This is a genomic window from Actinacidiphila acidipaludis (assembly GCF_019890725.1).
Taxonomy (GTDB): Bacteria; Actinomycetota; Actinomycetes; order Streptomycetales; family Streptomycetaceae; genus Actinacidiphila; species Actinacidiphila acidipaludis.
The window spans coordinates 96,482-113,154 of sequence record NZ_JAINZZ010000002.1; the positions used below are offsets into that span (position 1 = coordinate 96,482).

Sequence of the window (16,673 nt, forward strand, 5' to 3'; positions counted from 1 at the left end):
CTCGGCGCTCCCTCACGGGGTATGTGCCCGGTCCGGCACCCGGGGAACCGGCCGGACCAAGCCGGAAGCGGGCGGGGTGGTCACGCCCGGGCGGGCCGGTCGTCGGCCCATGCCGGTACGGACCGGTCGGGGCCGTGGCGTTTCGGGCTCCGGCGCGGCCGGTTACGCTCGACTCACCTCTTGATCCACCGCCGGATCCCGCTCGTGATCCACCGCCCCGCGCCCCCGCCCCGGACCCCACGGAGAGCCGATGCAAGGCCGACGCAGCAGTACGTTCTCCCGTCTGCTGCGTCATGGCTTCACCGATCCCGCCACGGCCGGGCGCCTGCTGGAGTCCGACGTGCTCAGCACCGTCCGCACCGACCCCGTGCTGCTCGAGGCGCTCGGCGGGACCGCCGACCCCGACCAGGCGCTGCTGAGCCTGGTCCGCCTCACCGAGGCCCTGGAGGAGCCCGAGCGGCGCGTCCTGCTGGACACGGTCACGACCGCCAAGCCGCTGCGGGACCGGCTGCTCGGCGTGCTCGGCGCCTCCGAGGCGCTCGGCGACCACCTGGCCCGGCACCCCGGCGACTGGCACGCGCTGGTCACCTACGAGGCCGCCGACCTGCACCCCGGCATCGTCGAGTTCGAGCGCGGCCTGGCCGGCGCCGACACGCCCGACGCGCTGCGCGCCGCCTACCGCCGGTGCCTGCTCGGCATAGCGGCCCGCGACGTGTGCGGGACCAGCGACCTGGTGCGCACCGCCGCCGAACTGGCCGACCTCGCCACCGCCACGCTGCGCGCCGCCCTGGCCATCGCCGCGGCCGAGCAGCCCGAGGACGCGGCCGCCTGCCGGCTCGCCGTCATCGGCATGGGCAAGTGCGGCGGCCACGAGCTGAACTACGTCTCGGACGTCGACGTGATCTTCGTGGCCGAGCCGGCGGAACCCTCCGACGGCGAGGAGGGCGCGGCGGTCCAGGCCGCCACCCGGCTGGCCGCCCGCATGATGCGGGTGTGCTCGGACACCACCGTGGAGGGCACCATCTGGCCGGTCGACGCCAACCTGCGCCCCGAGGGCAAGAACGGCCCGCTGGTCCGCACGCTCTCCAGCCATCTGGCCTACTACCGGCGCTGGGCCAAGACCTGGGAGTTCCAGGCGCTGCTCAAGGCCCGCCCGGTCGCCGGCGACCGCGTCCTCGGCGAGGAGTACATGGCCGCCATCGGGCCGATGGTCTGGCAGGCCGCGGAGCGCGAGAACTTCGTGACCGACGTGCAGCAGATGCGCCAGCGGGTGGTCGACAACATCCCGGCCGCCCAGGTGGACCGTGAGCTGAAGCTGGGACCCGGGGGCCTGCGGGACGTCGAGTTCGCGGTCCAGCTCCTCCAGCTCGTGCACGGCCGCACCGACACCTCGCTGCGCAGCAGCACCACGCTGACCGCCCTCGCCCAGCTCGCCGGGGGCGGCTACGTGGGCCGCGCCGACGCCGCCGCCCTGGACGAGGCCTACCGCTTCCTGCGGCTGATGGAGCACCGCATCCAGCTCCAGAAGATGCGCCGCACCCACCTCGTCCCGGCGGACGAGGCGTCGCTGCGGCGGCTCGGCCGCGGCCTGGGCTACCGCTCCGACCCGGTCGCCACCCTCAACCGGGAGTGGAAGCGGCACGCCATGGAGGTGCGGCGGCTGCACGAGAAGCTGTTCTACCGGCCGCTGCTGGACGCCGTCGCCCAGCTCGGCACCGACGAGAGCCGGCTCAGCAGCGACGCGGCCCGGGAGCGGCTGCAGGCCCTCGGGTACGCCGACCCGGCGGGAGCGATGCGCCACCTGGAGGCCCTGGCCAGCGGCGTCAGCCGTGCGTCGGCGATCCAGCGGACCCTGCTGCCGGTGCTGCTCGGCTGGTTCGCCGACTCCGCCGACCCCGACGCGGGCCTGCTCGGCTTCCGCAAGGTGTCCGAGGCGCTCGGGAAGACCCCCTGGTACCTGCGGCTGCTGCGGGACGAGGGCGCCGCGGCGCAGCGCCTGGCCCGGGTGCTGTCCTCCGGGCGGCTCGCCCCCGACCTGCTGCTGCGCGCCCCCGAGGCCGTCGCGATCCTCGGGTCCAAGCAGGGGCTGACGCCGCGCGACCCGGCCGCGCTGGAGCAGGAGGTGCTCGCCGCGGTAGGCCGGGCGGACAACGCCGAGCAGGCCATCGCCGCCGTGCGCGGGGTGCGCCGCCGCGAGCTGTTCCGCACCGCGGCGGGCGACCTGATCGACACCTACGGCGACGACACCGAGGAGCACCAGGAGGCGGTGGACGACGCCGCGGTGGTCGACCGGGTCGGCGCGGCCGTCTTCGGGCTCACCTCGGCGACGCTGGCCGGAGCGCTGCGAGCCGCCGTCAACGCCGTCACCGGCGACGACGCCCAGCCGCTGCCCACCCGGTTCGCGCTCATCGGCATGGGCCGGCTCGGCGGCGGGGAGCTCGGCTACGGCTCCGACGCCGACGTGCTCTTCGTCCACGAGCCGTACGACCCGGCGGACGGCGGTGAGGCCGCCCGGGCCGCGCTGGCCGTCGCCAACGAGCTGCGCCGCCTGCTGCAGATCCCCACCGCGGACCCGCCGCTGCTCATCGACGCCGACCTGCGCCCGGAGGGCAAGAGCGGCCCGCTGGTGCGCAGCCTGGCCTCGTACGCGGCGTACTACCGGCGGTGGTCGCTGGTGTGGGAGAGCCAGGCGCTGCTGCGGGCGGCTCCGGTGGCGGGCGACGCCGAGCTGGGGCGGCGGTTCGTCGAGCTGATCGACCCGATGCGCTACCCCGAGGGCGGTCTGGCCGACGAGGGAGTGCGGGAGATCCGCCGGCTGAAGGCCCGGATGGAGTCCGAGCGGCTGCCGCGCGGTGCGGACCGCACCACCCACGCGAAGCTGGGCCGCGGCGGCCTGTCCGACATCGAGTGGACCGTCCAGCTGCTGCAGCTCCGGCACGGCGCCGAGGTGGAGTCGCTGCGCACCACCGGGACCCGTCAGGCGCTGGCCGCCGCACACGCCGCCGGGCTGATCGAGACGGACGACGCGCAGGTGCTGGACGACGCCTGGGTGCTGGCCACCCGGGTGCGCAACGCGGTCATGCTGGTCCGCGGCCGGCCGGGGGACACGTTCCCCAGTGACGGCAGGGAACTGGCCGCGGTCGGCCGGTACCTGGGCTATCCGCCCGGTCACGTCGGCGACATGGTCGAGGACTACCGGCGCCGCACCCGGCGCGCCCGCGCGGTGGTGGAGCGGCTCTTCTACGGGGGCTGACGGCCGCAGGCAGACGTCGGGCGCCGCGTCCTCAGGCGGGGAGCCGGTCCAGCCGCGGCAGCCGGTACACCCACCGGCCGTAGAGCCAGGACACCAGCGCGTAGCCGACGGCCAGGCACAGCGCCCCGCCGACCGCGTCGAGCCAGAAGTGGTTGCCGGTCGCGATGATGACCGTAAGAGTGAACAGCGGGTACAGGGCGCCCAGGATCCGGGCCCACAGCGGCTTGGCCAGCGTCACCAGGGTGATGCCGCACCACAGCGACCACCCGATGTGCATCGACGGCATCGCCGCGTACTGGTTCGACACGTGCGCGAGGCTGCCCTGGGACATCGAGCCCCAGGTGTGGTGGACCATGACGGTGTCGATGAAGCCCTTGCCCGCCATCAGCCGCGGCGGGGCCAGCGGGAACGCCCAGAAGCCGACGAGCGCGAACCACGTCGTCACGAACAGCACCAGCCGGGCGGGGCCGTACCGCTCGGGATGGCGTACGTAGAGCCACACCAGCACACCGATCGTGATGACGAAGTGCAGGGTGGCGTAGTAGTAGTTCATCCCGACGATCAGCCAGGTCACCGAGTTCAGGGCGTGGTTGACGCCGTGCTCGACGGCAAGGCCCATGTGGTGCTCGGCCGACCAGATCCACGAGGCGTGCCGCAGCGCGACCGACCGCTGTTCCGGGACGGCGTTCCTGACCAGGGAGTACAGCCAGTAGCTCACGCCGATCAGGAGGATCTCGAACCACAGCCGCGGACGGCGCGGGGTGCGCAGGCGCTCCAGGAGGGTGCGGTGGACCGGCGGCCGGTCGGCGATGCGCGTGGCTCCACCGCGCAGATGACCGGTGGAGCCCGGGGCGTCAGCCGTACGGCCTTTCAGCGTTTCGGCGGTCTTCGCTGTCGGTTCCCCCATAGGTCACCAGTCTGCCAGATCGCGCCTGCCGAGCCGTGGCTCACCACGTCACGTCTGTGTCGGATCGGACACATCCCGTGACGCCGACGACCGTCCGGATCCGGACGGTCGCTGGGCCGGCACCGGAGCGCTCTGCGCGGTGGGGCCGGCCGCGGTCGAACCGCGGACCACCAGCTCGGGCATGAACACGAACTCGCTGTGCGGGGCCGGCGTACCGCCGATCTCCTCCAGCAGCGCGTTCACCGCGGCCTGGCTCATCGCGGTCACCGGCTGCCGGATGGTGGTCAGCGGCGGGTCGGTGAAGGCGATCAGCGGCGAGTCGTCGTAGCCGACCACCGACACGTCCTCCGGGACCGACAGGCCCTGCTGGCGGGCGGCCCGGATGGCGCCGAGCGCCATCATGTCCGAGGCGCAGACGATCGCGGTGCAGCCCGAGGCGATCAGCGCGGTCGCCGCGGCCTGCCCGCCCTCCAGCGTGTAGAGCGAGTGCTGGACCAGCGAACGCGACTCCGTCTCGGACAGGCCCAGCACGTCGCCCATGGACGCGACGAAGCCCTCGATCTTGCGCTGCACCGGCACGTAGCGCTGCTGGCCGACGGCCAGCCCGATCCTGCGGTGGCCGAGCGCCGCCAGGTGCGTCACCGCCAGCCGCACCGCGCCGCGGTCGTCCGGTGAGACGAACGGCGCGTCGACCTTCTCCGAGTAGCCGTTGATCAGCACGAAGGGCACGCCCTGGCCGTGCAGCCGGGCGTAGCGCTCCATGTCGGCGGTGGAGTCGGCGTGCAGGCCGGACGCGAAGATGATGCCGGCCACCCCGCGTTCGACCAGCATCTCCACCAGTTCGTCCTCGGTGGAGCCGCCCGGCGTCTGGGTGGCCAGCACCGGGGTGTAGCCCTGCCGGGTCAGCGCCTGGCCGATGATCTGGGCGAAGGCCGGGAAGATCGGGTTGAGCAGTTCGGGGGTGATCAGCCCGACCAGGCCCGCACTGCGCTGCCGCAGCCGCACCGGCCGCTCGTAGCCCAGCAGATCGAGCGCGGCCAGCACGGATTCGCGGGTGGTCGTCGAGACTCCGGGTTTGCCGTTGAGCACCCGGCTCACCGTCGCCTCGCTGACCCCCGCCTGGGCTGCGATGTCTGCGAGCCGTGCGGTCACAGCACCGGATGCTAGGGGACGGAACGCCACCACGTCAGATCGCCCACCAAACTGTTGTGTCTGCGGCGATCGTGGAAGTGCGGGAGGAACCGGCCGAACCGGTGGAACCGGCGGAACCGGAGGAACCGGAGGAACCGGCGGAAACGGCCGGATCGATGAATTCGCCGTCGTCCGCCGCGCCCGCCCGCAGGTCGGCACCGCTGGACATCAGGACCGGCCCCGGCGTCGGGATCGTCACCGGCTCCGCGGTCAGGTTCACCGTGCACACGAAGCCCTGCTCGCCCGGGCCGCCCTCGCGCCGGAACGCCAGCACGCCCTCGGGGGCGTCCAGCCAGGTCACCGCCGTGCCCGCGCCCAGCGCGGGGTGCAGCCGGCGCAGCTCCAGCGCGCGCCGGTACATCTCCAGTGTGGAGCCCGCGACGCCGGTCTGCGCCTCGACGCTGAGCCCGGCCCACTCCGGCGGCTGCGGCAGCCAGCTCGGACCGCCGGCCACCGGGCCGAAGCCGTACGGCGGTTCGCCGCCCGACCACGGGATCGGCACCCGGCAGCCGTCGCGGAAGCCGTCCTGGCCGGCGGCGCGGAAGAACGACGGGTCCTGCCGCACCTCGTCGGGCAGATCGGTGACGTCCGGCAGGCCGAGCTCCTCGCCCTGGTAGAGGTACGCCGAGCCCGGCAGGGCCAGCATCAGCAGCGTCGCCGCCCGCGCCCGGCGCAGTCCCAGCGCGCGGTCGCCCGGGTCGCGGAGCTGGGTGCCCAGGCCCGGCGGGTTGGCGAACCGGGTCGCGTGCCGGGTCACGTCGTGGTTGGACAGCACCCAGGTGGCGGGCGCGCCCACCGCGGTCATCGCGGTCAGGGACCGGTCGATCACCGCGCGCAGCGCGGCCGGCTCCCAGGACGTCGCCAGGTACTCGAAGTTGAAGGCCTGGTGCAGCTCGTCGGAGCGCAGGTAGAGCGCGGCCCGCTCGATGGTCGGGGTCCACGCCTCGGCCACCGCGATGCGGTCGCCCGAGTACTCGTCGAGGATCCGCCGCCAGCCGCGGTAGATGTCGTGCACACCGTCCTGGTCGAAGTACGGCATGGCCGCGGTGCCCAGCAGCGAGAGCTGCTCGGCGTGGCCGATGTCGGGCAGGCCGGCCTCCTTCACCAGCCCGTGGGCGACGTCGATGCGGAAGCCGTCGATGCCCAGGTCAAGCCAGAACCGCAGCACCGAGCGGAACTCGTCGTGCACCGCGGGGTGGTCCCAGTTGAAGTCCGGCTGCTCGGGGGCGAACAGGTGCAGGTACCACTCGCCGGGCGTGCCGTCGGTGTCGGTGGTGCGGGTCCACGCCGGGCCGCCGAAGATGGACTCCCAGTCGTTGGGCGGCAGCTCGCCGTGCGCGCCCTTGCCCGGGCGGAAGTGGAACCGGTCCCGCAGCGGGGAGCCGGGGCCCTCGCGCAGTGCCTGCTTGAACCACTCGTGCTGGTCGGAGCAGTGGTTGGGCACCAGGTCGACGATCACCCGCAGTCCCAGTCCGTGCGCGGCCCGCACCAGGTCGTCGGCGTCGGTGAGGGTGCCGAACATCGGGTCCACCGCGCGGTAGTCGGCCACGTCGTAGCCGGCGTCCGCCTGGGGGGAGGCGTAGAACGGCGAGAGCCAGACGGCGTCGACGCCCAGGTCGCGCAGGTAGGGCAGGCGGGCCGTGACACCCGGCAGGTCGCCCATGCCGTCGCCGTTCCCGTCGGCGAAACTGCGCGGGTACACCTGGTAGATGACCGCGTCGCGCCACCAGTCTCTGCGCTCGGCGTCGGCAGCGGCGGCGGCGGAGCTGGGCGCGTCGGTGAGGTGCTGGCTCATGGAATCCCTTATGGGGTGCGGTGGTGGGCTCCTCCCCGCACCCGGCGGGGTGGGGGAGGGCATAGGTGCAGCGGGTGCGGGCTCGCCGGCGGGGCTCAGCCCTTGGTGCCGCCGGCCGTCAGGCCGGTCACCAGGTGTTTCTGGACGAGCATGAAGACGATGGCCGCGGGTATCGCGATCACCACCGAGGCGGCGGTCATGCTGCCCCAGTCGGCGCGCTGGTCCGCGGCGAAGGTGCGGATGCCGACCGCCAGGGTGGTGTGCGGGTCGCGCATGAACTGGTTGGAGTAGGCGACCTCGCCCCAGGCGGTGAGGAAACTGAAGAAGGCGGTGACGGCCAGGCCCGGCTTGGCCAGCGGCATGACCAGCCGCCAGAAGGTGCCGAACGGCGTCAGGCCGTCGACCCGGCCGGCCTCGTCGATCTCGCGCGGGATGGTGTCGAAGTAGCCCTTGAGCATCCAGGCGCAGAACGGCACCGAGATCGTGCAGTACACCAGGACCAGGCCGATGTAGGTGTCCAGCAGGTCGAGCTGCACCAGCAGGTTGTACAGCGGCACGATGAGGACGGCCATCGGGAACATCTGGGTGACGAGGAAGGTCCACATCAGCGGCCGGTGCCCCGGGAAGCGCATCCGCGAGACCGCGTAGCCGGCGCTGGCGGAGACCAGGACGCCCAGGACCGTGGTGGCCGCGGCGACGATCACCGAGTTGAGGAACCACCGGGGGAAGTGGCTGTGCAGCAGCACGAACCGGTAGTTGCCGAGGCCGAGATGGTGCAGCACCTCGTTCGGCTGCTGCCACGCGGTGCTCGGGCCCAGCGAGATGAACAGGATCCACAGCACGGGGAAGACCGCGATGGCGCTGGCCACCAGCAGCGTGGCGTGCAGTGCGATCGACGCTCCGGTGCTGCGCTCGGCGCGGCCCCGGACGCGCCGGCGGGCGGCGCCGCGCGCGGCGCGGGGGACGACGGGGACGGCGGCGGAGCCGCGTTCGGTGGTGGTGCTCATGGCGGCGGCTCCTAGTCCTGCGTCTTGAGCTGTCGGCGGTAGAAGGTGGAGAACGCCACGAGGATCATCAGGATGACGATGCCGTAGGTGGCGGAGCCCGCGTAGTCGGCGGCGCCGCCGGAGAACGCCATCTCGTAGGCGTGCGTCACGAGGATGTCGGTGTCGCCCGTGGTGTTGTTGCCGAGCAGCAGGTAGATGATCGGGAACATGTTGAACGTCCACACGGTGGACAGCAGGATCACCGTGTTCGTCACCGGGCGCAGGCCGGGCACCGTGACGTTGAAGAACCGCTGCAGCGGTGTCGCGCCGTCCATCTCGGCCGCTTCGTACAGCTCGTTGGGGATGGCCTGGAGGCCGCCGAGGAGCGCGACCATCATGAACGGCACACCGCACCAGATGTTGACCAGGATGACCGCGATCTTCTGCGCGAACGGGGTGCCGAGCCAGTCCTGGGCGGGCAGCCCGACCTTGGTGATGATGTCGTTGAAGACGCCGTACTGCGAGTTGAACATCAGCCGCCAGGCGAAGACGCCGATGAAGGCGGGCACCGCCCACGGCAGGATCAGCGCGAGCCGGTAGAACAGCCGGAAGCGCACCGGGCGGTTGAGCAGCATCGCCATGGCCAGGCCGATGGCGTAGGTGAGCGCCACGCAGGAGACGGTCCAGATGACCGTCCACTCCAGCCGCGGGTAGAAGTCGCCGTCCCGGCCGGACAGGATCTGCCAGTAGTTGTGCAGGCCGACGAAGTCGTAGGTGGCGCCGATGTGGATCGGGCCGATGTTCTGGGCGACGTTGCGCTCGTTGGCGTTGGTGAACGACAGGTACAGGCCGTAGCACAGCGGGTACAGCACCAGGACAGCGATCACGATGACCACCGGGGCGACCATCGCCCACGCGTACCAGTGCTTGTCCCACGACCGCCGGAGCGACTGCAACGGCGTCGTCCCGCGGCGCTGGGAGCCGCGCGGCCCGGGGGCCTTGGCGTCCCGGGCGGGTTCGTCCATGGTGGCGGTGGTCATCGCTCCTCGGCTTCTCGTCAGATCTCTACAGCGTCAGGTCTCTACAGGGGGGACGGGACCGGACCGGCCGGCCGGGCGCGTGAGCCCGCGCCCGGGGGGCGGGGCCCCGGCCGGCCGGTCCGGAACTGGCGGTCGCCGCTACTGGACGGTGTAGCCCGGCAGGAGCTTGCCGAACTCCTTGGCGGCGGCGTCCAGACCGGCCTGCACGGAGGTCTGGCCCTGCAGGATCTTGATGTACTGCTGCTGCAGCGGCGTGAACAGGCTGCCGACCTGCGGGAGCGCGACCCGCGGGCGGGCGGTGTCCATGATCGGCTTGAAGCCGGCGATCGTGCCGTTCTTCAGCACCTCGGGGGTGTAGGCGGAGGTGCGGGTCGGCAGGGTGCCGTTCTTCAGCGCGATCTGCTGCTGCGAGGACGACGAGGTCATGAACTGCGTGAACAGGTAGGCCGCGTCGAGGTTCTTCGAGCCCTGGTAGACGGCCAGGTCGTGGCCGCCGGTCGGGGCGAGCGCCTTGCCGCTGGAGCCGGCGGGCACGGGCGCGTAGCCGAGGTTGGACTCCTTGGCGCCCTGGAAGGCCGAGCCCGTCAGGTCGTCACCGACCGACCAGGGGCCCTGGACCAGCATGGCGACCTTGCCGGTCTTGAAGGAGGTCTGCATGTTGTCGTACGCGCTGGCGAAGTCGACCTTCAGCGACGAGGTGTCGTAGATCTTCTTGGCCTCGGTGACCGCCTTGACGGCCTCGGGCGAGTTGACCGTGACCTTCTTCGCGGCCGGGTCGGCCAGGTCCGCGCCCTCGCCGAAGAGCACCGGGAACAGGAAGTAGGAGTCGGGGTTGACGTAGGTGCCCGCGACGCCCGGCACCTTCTGCTTGATCGTCGCGGAGTCGGCGATCAGCTCGTCCCAGGTCTTGGGCGGGCTGGAGATGCCGGCCTTGGCGAAGATCTCCTTGTTGTAGAGGAGGCCGAGGGTGTCGGTCACCGAGGGCACGCCGTACGTCTTGCCGTCGTACTTGGTGGTGTTCATCGGGCCGGACATGAAGTCGCCGGTGTCCTGCAGCGCGGACGTGCCGTCGAGCGGGGCGATGTAGTGGAGCGAGGCGTACTCGGGGATCAGGCCGACGTCGGTGCGGACCACGTCGGGAGCGCCCTTGCCGCTCTGCGCGGCGGCCTTGAACTTCTGCTCCACCGTGCCGAAGTCGACGTTCTGGTAGTTGACCTTGATCTTCGGGTACTTCGCCTCGAAGTCCTTGACCAGCGCCTGGTAGGTGGGGGCCTCGTTCTTCGCGTCGGAGGTGTCCCAGTAGGTGATGGTCCCCGACACGGAGGCGGGGTCCTTCGCCTTGCCGCTGTCGCTCTTGCTGCTGCCACTGCCGCCGCCACAGGCGGTGACCCCGAGAACGATGGCCGCGGCCATCGCCACGGCGGATATGCCGCGTCGCATACCTGACTCCTTGATGAGGGAAGTGCCCGATCGCCCTGATCCGGCGAGGAGCCGGCCGTGTCTCCGGCCGCTCCGCCCGCTCGGGCTGGAGGGACGTTAGCAGCGGTGCAACATCTTGCGAAAGAGCCTGCAAGGAGCTTTCTCCATGATCATCACGATGTGACGTCTCCGTTACCTGAGGATGTCAGCAGCCCTGTGATCGGGGCAAACAGGACACAGCTTCTCTCGTGTCGCGTCCGCCGCCCGCAAGGCGCTGGAATTCCTTACGGCGTCTTGCTGCAACGCCGTCGCGGGGGATACGGTCCCGGTCAGCTCCGGCACCGAGGCCGGCGCGGCACCCGGCTTCAGCGCGTGGATCCGGGCGCGAGGCTGTCCCTCCCCGCCCCTCCGGACGGGTGACCGCAAGGAGAACTGCCCGTGGCCCTGGGTTACTTCAGGCTGCACGCATTCCGACGCTCCCCCAGAGCCTCCGGCCCCGGAGGCGCCCTCACCACCGGTTCCCGGTCCCTGAGGCGCACCGCCGCGGCCACCGCGTTCGCGGCGCTGGCCGCGCTGGCGACCCCGGCGGCCGCCGCGCACGCGCAGACGCCGCCGCCCGCGCCGCCCTCCGACCGGGCGCTCGCCGCGCAGGCCGCGCGGCACGGCGACACCCGGGAGCAGTTCTACTTCGTGATGCCCGACCGGTTCGCGAACGGCGACACCGGCAACGACCGCGGGGGCCTCGTCGGCAGCCGCCTCACCACCGGCTTCGACCCGACGGACAAGGGCTTCTACCAGGGCGGCGACCTCAAGGGCCTCACGCAGAAGCTCGACTACATCAAGGGCCTGGGCACCACCGCCATCTGGATGGCGCCGATCTTCAAGAACAAGCCGGTGCAGGGCACGGGCAAGGACGCCTCAGCCGGGTACCACGGCTACTGGATCACCGACTTCACCCAGGTCGACCCGCACTTCGGCACCAACGACGACCTGCGGAACCTGATCGCCGCCGCCCACGCCAAGGGCATGAAGATCTTCTTCGACGTCATCACCAACCACACGGCCGACGTCATCGGCAACACCGAGAACACCTACGACTACCTGTCCAAGGGCGCGTTCCCGTACCTGTCGGCGGACGGGACGCCGTTCGACGACAGCGACTACGCCTCCGGCGGGGAGGGTGCCGGCCGCACGGCGTTCCCGAAGGTGACCACCGCGTCCTTCCCGCGCACGCCCACCGTGCCCGCGGACGAGAAGAACGTGAAGGTCCCGGCGTGGCTCAACGACCCGACGATGTACCACAACCGCGGTGACTCCACCTTCGCCGGCGAGAGCGCCGACCAGGGCGACTTCTCCGGGCTCGACGACCTGTGGACCGAGCGCCCCGAGGTGGTGCACGGGATGGAGCAGATCTACGAGCGGTGGGTGAAGGACTTCGCCATCGACGGCTTCCGGATCGACACCGTGAAGAACGTGGACATGCCGTTCTGGACCCAGTGGGCCACCGCGCTCGACCGGTACGCGGCCCAGCACGGCCGCAAGGACTTCTTCCTGTTCGGTGAGACCTACTCCGCCGACCCGTCGGTCACCTCCCCCTACGTGACCCAGGGCCGGCTCGACGCCACGCTGGACTTCCCGTTCCAGGACGCGGCCCGCGCCTACGCCTCGCAGGGCGCCTCCCCGGCCAAGCTGTCCTCCCTGTACGCGCAGGACTACCGGTACACCACCGACAAGGCCAACGCGTACGAGGAGGTCACCTTCCTCGGCAACCACGACATGGGCCGGATCGGCTCCTTCCTGAAGCAGGACAACCCGAAGGCGAGCGACGCCGAGCTGCTCAAGCGCGACGAGCTGGCCGACGAGGTGATGTTCCTCGGCCGCGGCAACCCCGTCGTCTACTACGGCGACGAGCAGGGCTTCACCGGCGCCGGCGGCGACAAGGACGCCCGGCAGACCATGTTCGCCTCGCAGGTCGCCGACTACCTCGACGACCCGGAGATCGGCACCACCCGCACCGCGGCCTCCGACGCCTACGACCCGACGCACCCGCTGTACCGCGCCATCGCCGCGCTGTCGGCGCTCACCAAGGCGAACCCGGCGCTGCGCGACGGCGTGCAGACCGAGCGGTACGCCGACGACGGCAGCGGCCCCGGCGTGTACGCGTACTCCCGCACCGACGCGAGCAGCCGCGCCGACTACCTGGTGGCGGTCAACAACGCCACCACCGCCCGGACCGTGACCGTGCCGACGGGCAACGCCGCCGGCGCCTCCTACCGCGCGCTCTACGGCACCACCGGCACGGTCACCGCCACCGGTTCCGGCGCGACGGTGACCCTCACCGTGCCCGCCCTCAGCTCCGTGGTGTACCGGGCGGCCGCCCCGCTGCCGGCCGCGGCCACCGCACCGAAGCTCACCCTGACCGCGCCCGCCGCGGGCGCCACCGGCACCGTCGAGCTGAACGCCGACGTCACCGGCGGCGGCCTGAACCGCGTGGTCTTCGCCGCGCAGGTCGGCAACGCGCCCTGGCAGGTGCTCGGTTCGGCCGACCACGCGCCGTACCGCGTGACGCAGACCGTCGGCGACGGCGTCGCGGCCGGAACTCCCGTGCGGTACAAGGCGGTCGCCGTCGACGACACCGGCCGCACCGCCTCCGCGACCGCGGGCACCGTCACCGGCGCCGCTCCCGTCCAGGCGCCGCCCACCGCGATCAGCCACGACTACGCGATCGTGCACTACCAGCGGGCCGACGGCGACTACGCGGACTGGGGCCTGTACACCTGGGGCGACATCGCGGACGGCGAGGGCACGACCTGGCCCGCCGGCCACCCCTTCACCGGCCGGGACGCCTACGGCGCCTTCGCCTACGTCAAGCTCAAGCCCGGGGCGTCCAGCGTCGGCTTCATCGTCGTCGACAAGAACGGCGTGAAGGACACCGACGGCGACCGCAGCATCGACCTCACCAGCACCGGCGAGGTCTGGGTCAAGCAGGGCAGTCCCGACGTGGCCACCACCCCGCCCGCCGGCGCCTACCCGCCCCAGGACACCACCAAGGCGGTCATCCACTACCACCGCGCCGACGGCGACTACACCGGCTGGGGCCTGCACGACTGGACCGGCGCCGCCGACCCCACCGACTGGACCGCACCCCTGCAGCCCACCCGTATCGACTCCTACGGCGCGGTCTTCGAGGTGCCGCTCGCGGCGGGCGCGACCTCGCTCAGCTACATCATCCACAAGGGCGACACCAAGGACCTGCCCAGCGACCAGTCCCTGGACCTCGCGGCCTCCGGCCACGAGGTGTGGCTGCTCGACGGCACCGAGAAGTACCTGCTGCCGCAGCCCCAGGGCTCCGGCGCCGACCTCGACCTCGGCAAGTCCGAGGCGCAGTGGATCGACCGGGACACCGTGGCCTGGCAGACCAGCGCCCCCTCGGTGTCGCAGCAGCTGGTGTACGCGCCCGACGGCGGGCTGACCGTCAAGGACGGCGCGCTGACGGGTGAGGGCCACTGGCTGCGGCTGAACAAGGTCGCCGGCGGCCTGACCGACGCCCAGCTCGCGCGTTTCCCCCAGCTCAAGGGCTACACGGCGTTCAGCGTCGACCCGCGCGACCGGGGCCGGACCACCGACGCGCTGCGCGGCCAGCTCGTCGCGACCCAGCGCGCGTCCAACGGGGCCCTGCTGGCGGCCACCGGTGTCCAGACCCAGGGCGTGCTCGACGACCTCTACGCGCCCGCGGCGAGCACGGACGCGCTGGGGCCGGTGTTCGGCGCCCACGGCACCCCGCGGCTGTCGGTCTGGGCGCCCACCGCCCACTCGGTCTCCGTGGAGATCGGCGGCCGCACCGTGCCGATGGCGCGGAACGCGGCCAGCGGGGTGTGGTCGGTGACCGGCACCCCGGCGTGGACCGGGAAGCCGTACCTGTACGACGTGACGGTCTGGGCGCCCAGCGTGCAGAAGCTCGTCGTCAACAAGGTCACCGACCCGTACTCGGTGGCGCTCACCGCCGACTCCCGGCAGAGCCTGCTGGTCAACCTGGCCGACCCGAAACTGGCGCCCAAGGGCTGGACGACCCTCGCCAAGCCCCCCGCCGCGCCGATGAGCCGGGCCGAGATCCAGGAGCTGCACATCCGGGACTTCTCCGTCGCGGACACCACCGTGCCGGCCGCCGACCGCGGCAAGTACACCGCTTTCACCGACACCTCGTCCGCGGGCATGACGCATCTGCGGGACCTGGCGAAGGCGGGCATCAACTACGTCCACCTGCTGCCCGCGTTCGACTTCTCCTCGGTCCCCGAGAAGACCGCCGACCAGGCGCAGCCGGAATGCGACCTGGCCTCGTACGCGCCCGACAGCGACCAGCAGCAGGCGTGCGTCGCCAGGACCGCGGCCACGGACGCCTACAACTGGGGCTACGACCCGTTCCACTTCACCGTGCCCGAGGGCTCCTACGCCACCGACCCCGACGGCACCGCGCGGACCGTGCAGTTCCGGCAGATGGTGCAGGGCCTCAACACCGCCGGCCTCCGGGTGGTCATGGACGTGGTCTACAACCACACCTCCGCCGCCGGGCAGGCCGACACGTCCGTGCTCGACAAGATCGTGCCCGGCTACTACCAGCGGCTGATGCCCGACGGCTCGGTGGCCAACTCCACCTGCTGCGCCAACACCGCGCCCGAGAACACGATGATGGGCAAGCTCGTCGTCGACTCGATCGTCACCTGGGCCAAGGAGTACAAGGTCGACGGCTTCCGCTTCGACCTGATGGGCCACCACCCCAAGGCGAACATCCTCGCCGTACGGAAGGCCCTGGACGCCCTGACGCCCGCCAAGGACGGCGTCGACGGCAAGAAGATCATCCTGTACGGCGAGGGCTGGAACTTCGGCGAGGTGGCCGACAACGCCCGCTTCGTGCAGGCCACCCAGGCGAACATGGCCGGCACCGGCATCGCCACCTTCTCCGACCGGGCACGCGACGCGGTCCGCGGCGGCAGCCCCTTCGACGCCGACCCCGGCGTCCAGGGCTTCGCCTCCGGCCTGTACACCGACCCCAACTCCTCGACCGCCAACGGCACCCCGGCCGAGCAGAAGGCCCGGCTGCTGCACTACCAGGACCTGATCCAGGTCGGACTCACCGGCAACCTGCGGCAGTTCGGCTTCACCGACTCCGCGGGCAAGCAAGTCACCGGCGCCGAGATCGACTACAACGGCGCACCCGCCGGCTACGCCGACGCGCCGGGCGACGCCCTCGCCTACGCCGACGCGCACGACAACGAGTCCCTGTACGACGCCCTCGGCTACAAGCTGCCGGCCGGCACCTCGGCCGCGGACCGGGCCCGGATGCAGGTGCTCGCGGAGGCCACCACCGCCCTCTCCCAGGGCCCAGCCCTCTACCAGGCGGGCTCCGACCTGCTGCGCTCGAAGTCGCTGGACCGCAACTCCTTCGACTCCGGCGACTGGTTCAACGCCATCCACTGGAGCTGCGACCAGGGCAACGGGTTCGGGCGCGGGCTGCCGCAGGCCGCCGACAACCAGAGCAAGTGGGACTACGCCAAGCCGCTGCTGACCGCGCCGCAGCTCAACCCCGGCTGCGCGGTCGTCCAGGGCGCCTCGGCCGCCTACCAGGACCTGCTGCGGATCCGCACCGGCGAGGACGCGTTCCACCTCACCACCGCGGCGCAGGTCCAGCAGCAGGTGTCGTTCCCGCTGTCGGGCACCGACGAGACGCCGGGCGTGATCACCATGAAGGCCGGTGACCTCGTCGTCGTCTTCAACGCCACCCCGCAGCGGCAGACCCAGCGCGTCGATTCCCTGGCGGGCACGCGCTACGCCCTGCACCCGGTGCAGGCCGCCGGCGCGGACCCGGTCGTCAAGACCGCCGCGTACACCGCCGCTACCGGTACGTTCAGCGTGCCGGCCCGCACGGTGGCGGTCTTCACCACCGCCGGCTGAGCCCGGCCCCGAGACTGCGGCGGGCCGCCCCGGATCCTGACGTCCGGGCCGGCCCGCCGCGGCTTTTCGCCGTGCGGCCCGACGGGTTCGCCGCCGTCCCGGTCGTGCGGCCGTCGCGGCCGGTGCGGAAGGA

At 72.0% G+C, this 16,673-nt stretch carries 8 protein-coding genes; 2 read left to right on the plus strand and 6 right to left on the minus strand.

Annotated features, from left to right (window positions below):
- Positions 1-250 precede the first annotated feature (250 nt).
- Positions 251-3,253, plus strand: a complete 3,003-nt coding sequence (locus tag K7862_RS02205) for a bifunctional [glutamine synthetase] adenylyltransferase/[glutamine synthetase]-adenylyl-L-tyrosine phosphorylase (protein WP_222959883.1) — start codon at positions 251-253, stop codon at positions 3,251-3,253.
- A gap of 31 nt (positions 3,254-3,284) precedes the next feature.
- Here the strand turns inward: K7862_RS02205 and K7862_RS02210 are convergent, their stop codons facing one another.
- The 6 genes from K7862_RS02210 to K7862_RS02235 form a co-directional block, all read right to left on the minus strand.
- Complete coding sequence (locus tag K7862_RS02210) at positions 3,285-4,160, minus strand: phosphatase PAP2 family protein (RefSeq protein ID WP_222959885.1); 876 nt, start codon at positions 4,158-4,160, stop codon at positions 3,285-3,287.
- A 48-nt stretch (positions 4,161-4,208) separates the two neighbouring features.
- On the minus strand, positions 4,209-5,312 hold the full coding sequence (locus K7862_RS02215) for a LacI family DNA-binding transcriptional regulator (protein ID WP_222959886.1): 1,104 nt from the start codon (positions 5,310-5,312) through the stop codon (positions 4,209-4,211).
- Positions 5,313-5,346: 34 nt separating this feature from the next.
- Entirely contained in the window at positions 5,347-7,146 is a 1,800-nt protein-coding gene (locus K7862_RS02220) for a glycoside hydrolase family 13 protein (RefSeq protein ID WP_222959887.1), read from the minus strand.
- 95 nt (positions 7,147-7,241) lie between these two features.
- Positions 7,242-8,153, minus strand: a complete 912-nt coding sequence (locus K7862_RS02225) for a sugar ABC transporter permease (RefSeq protein WP_222959888.1) — start codon at positions 8,151-8,153, stop codon at positions 7,242-7,244.
- Between the two features lie 11 nt (positions 8,154-8,164).
- Complete coding sequence (locus tag K7862_RS02230; protein ID WP_372461482.1) at positions 8,165-9,172, minus strand: carbohydrate ABC transporter permease; 1,008 nt, start codon at positions 9,170-9,172, stop codon at positions 8,165-8,167.
- A gap of 138 nt (positions 9,173-9,310) precedes the next feature.
- On the minus strand, positions 9,311-10,612 hold the full coding sequence (locus K7862_RS02235) for an extracellular solute-binding protein (RefSeq protein ID WP_222959889.1): 1,302 nt from the start codon (positions 10,610-10,612) through the stop codon (positions 9,311-9,313).
- Between the two features lie 507 nt (positions 10,613-11,119).
- On the opposite strand from K7862_RS02235, the gene pulA reads away from it, so the two are divergent.
- Positions 11,120-16,540, plus strand: a complete 5,421-nt coding sequence (pulA, locus tag K7862_RS02240; RefSeq protein ID WP_222960352.1) for a pullulanase-type alpha-1,6-glucosidase — start codon at positions 11,120-11,122, stop codon at positions 16,538-16,540.
- Positions 16,541-16,673: the final 133 nt, after the last annotated feature.

Coding starts and splice junctions, on each gene's coding strand:
- K7862_RS02230 (WP_372461482.1), bottom strand. CDS start 9,172: ATGACCACCGCCACCATGGACGAACCCGCCCGGGACGCCAAGGCCCCC.
- K7862_RS02235 (WP_222959889.1), bottom strand. CDS start 10,612: ATGCGACGCGGCATATCCGCCGTGGCGATGGCCGCGGCCATCGTTCTC.
- K7862_RS02220 (WP_222959887.1), bottom strand. CDS start 7,146: ATGAGCCAGCACCTCACCGACGCGCCCAGCTCCGCCGCCGCCGCTGCC.
- K7862_RS02225 (WP_222959888.1), bottom strand. CDS start 8,153: ATGAGCACCACCACCGAACGCGGCTCCGCCGCCGTCCCCGTCGTCCCC.
- K7862_RS02205 (WP_222959883.1), top strand. CDS start 251: ATGCAAGGCCGACGCAGCAGTACGTTCTCCCGTCTGCTGCGTCATGGC.
- K7862_RS02210 (WP_222959885.1), bottom strand. CDS start 4,160: ATGGGGGAACCGACAGCGAAGACCGCCGAAACGCTGAAAGGCCGTACG.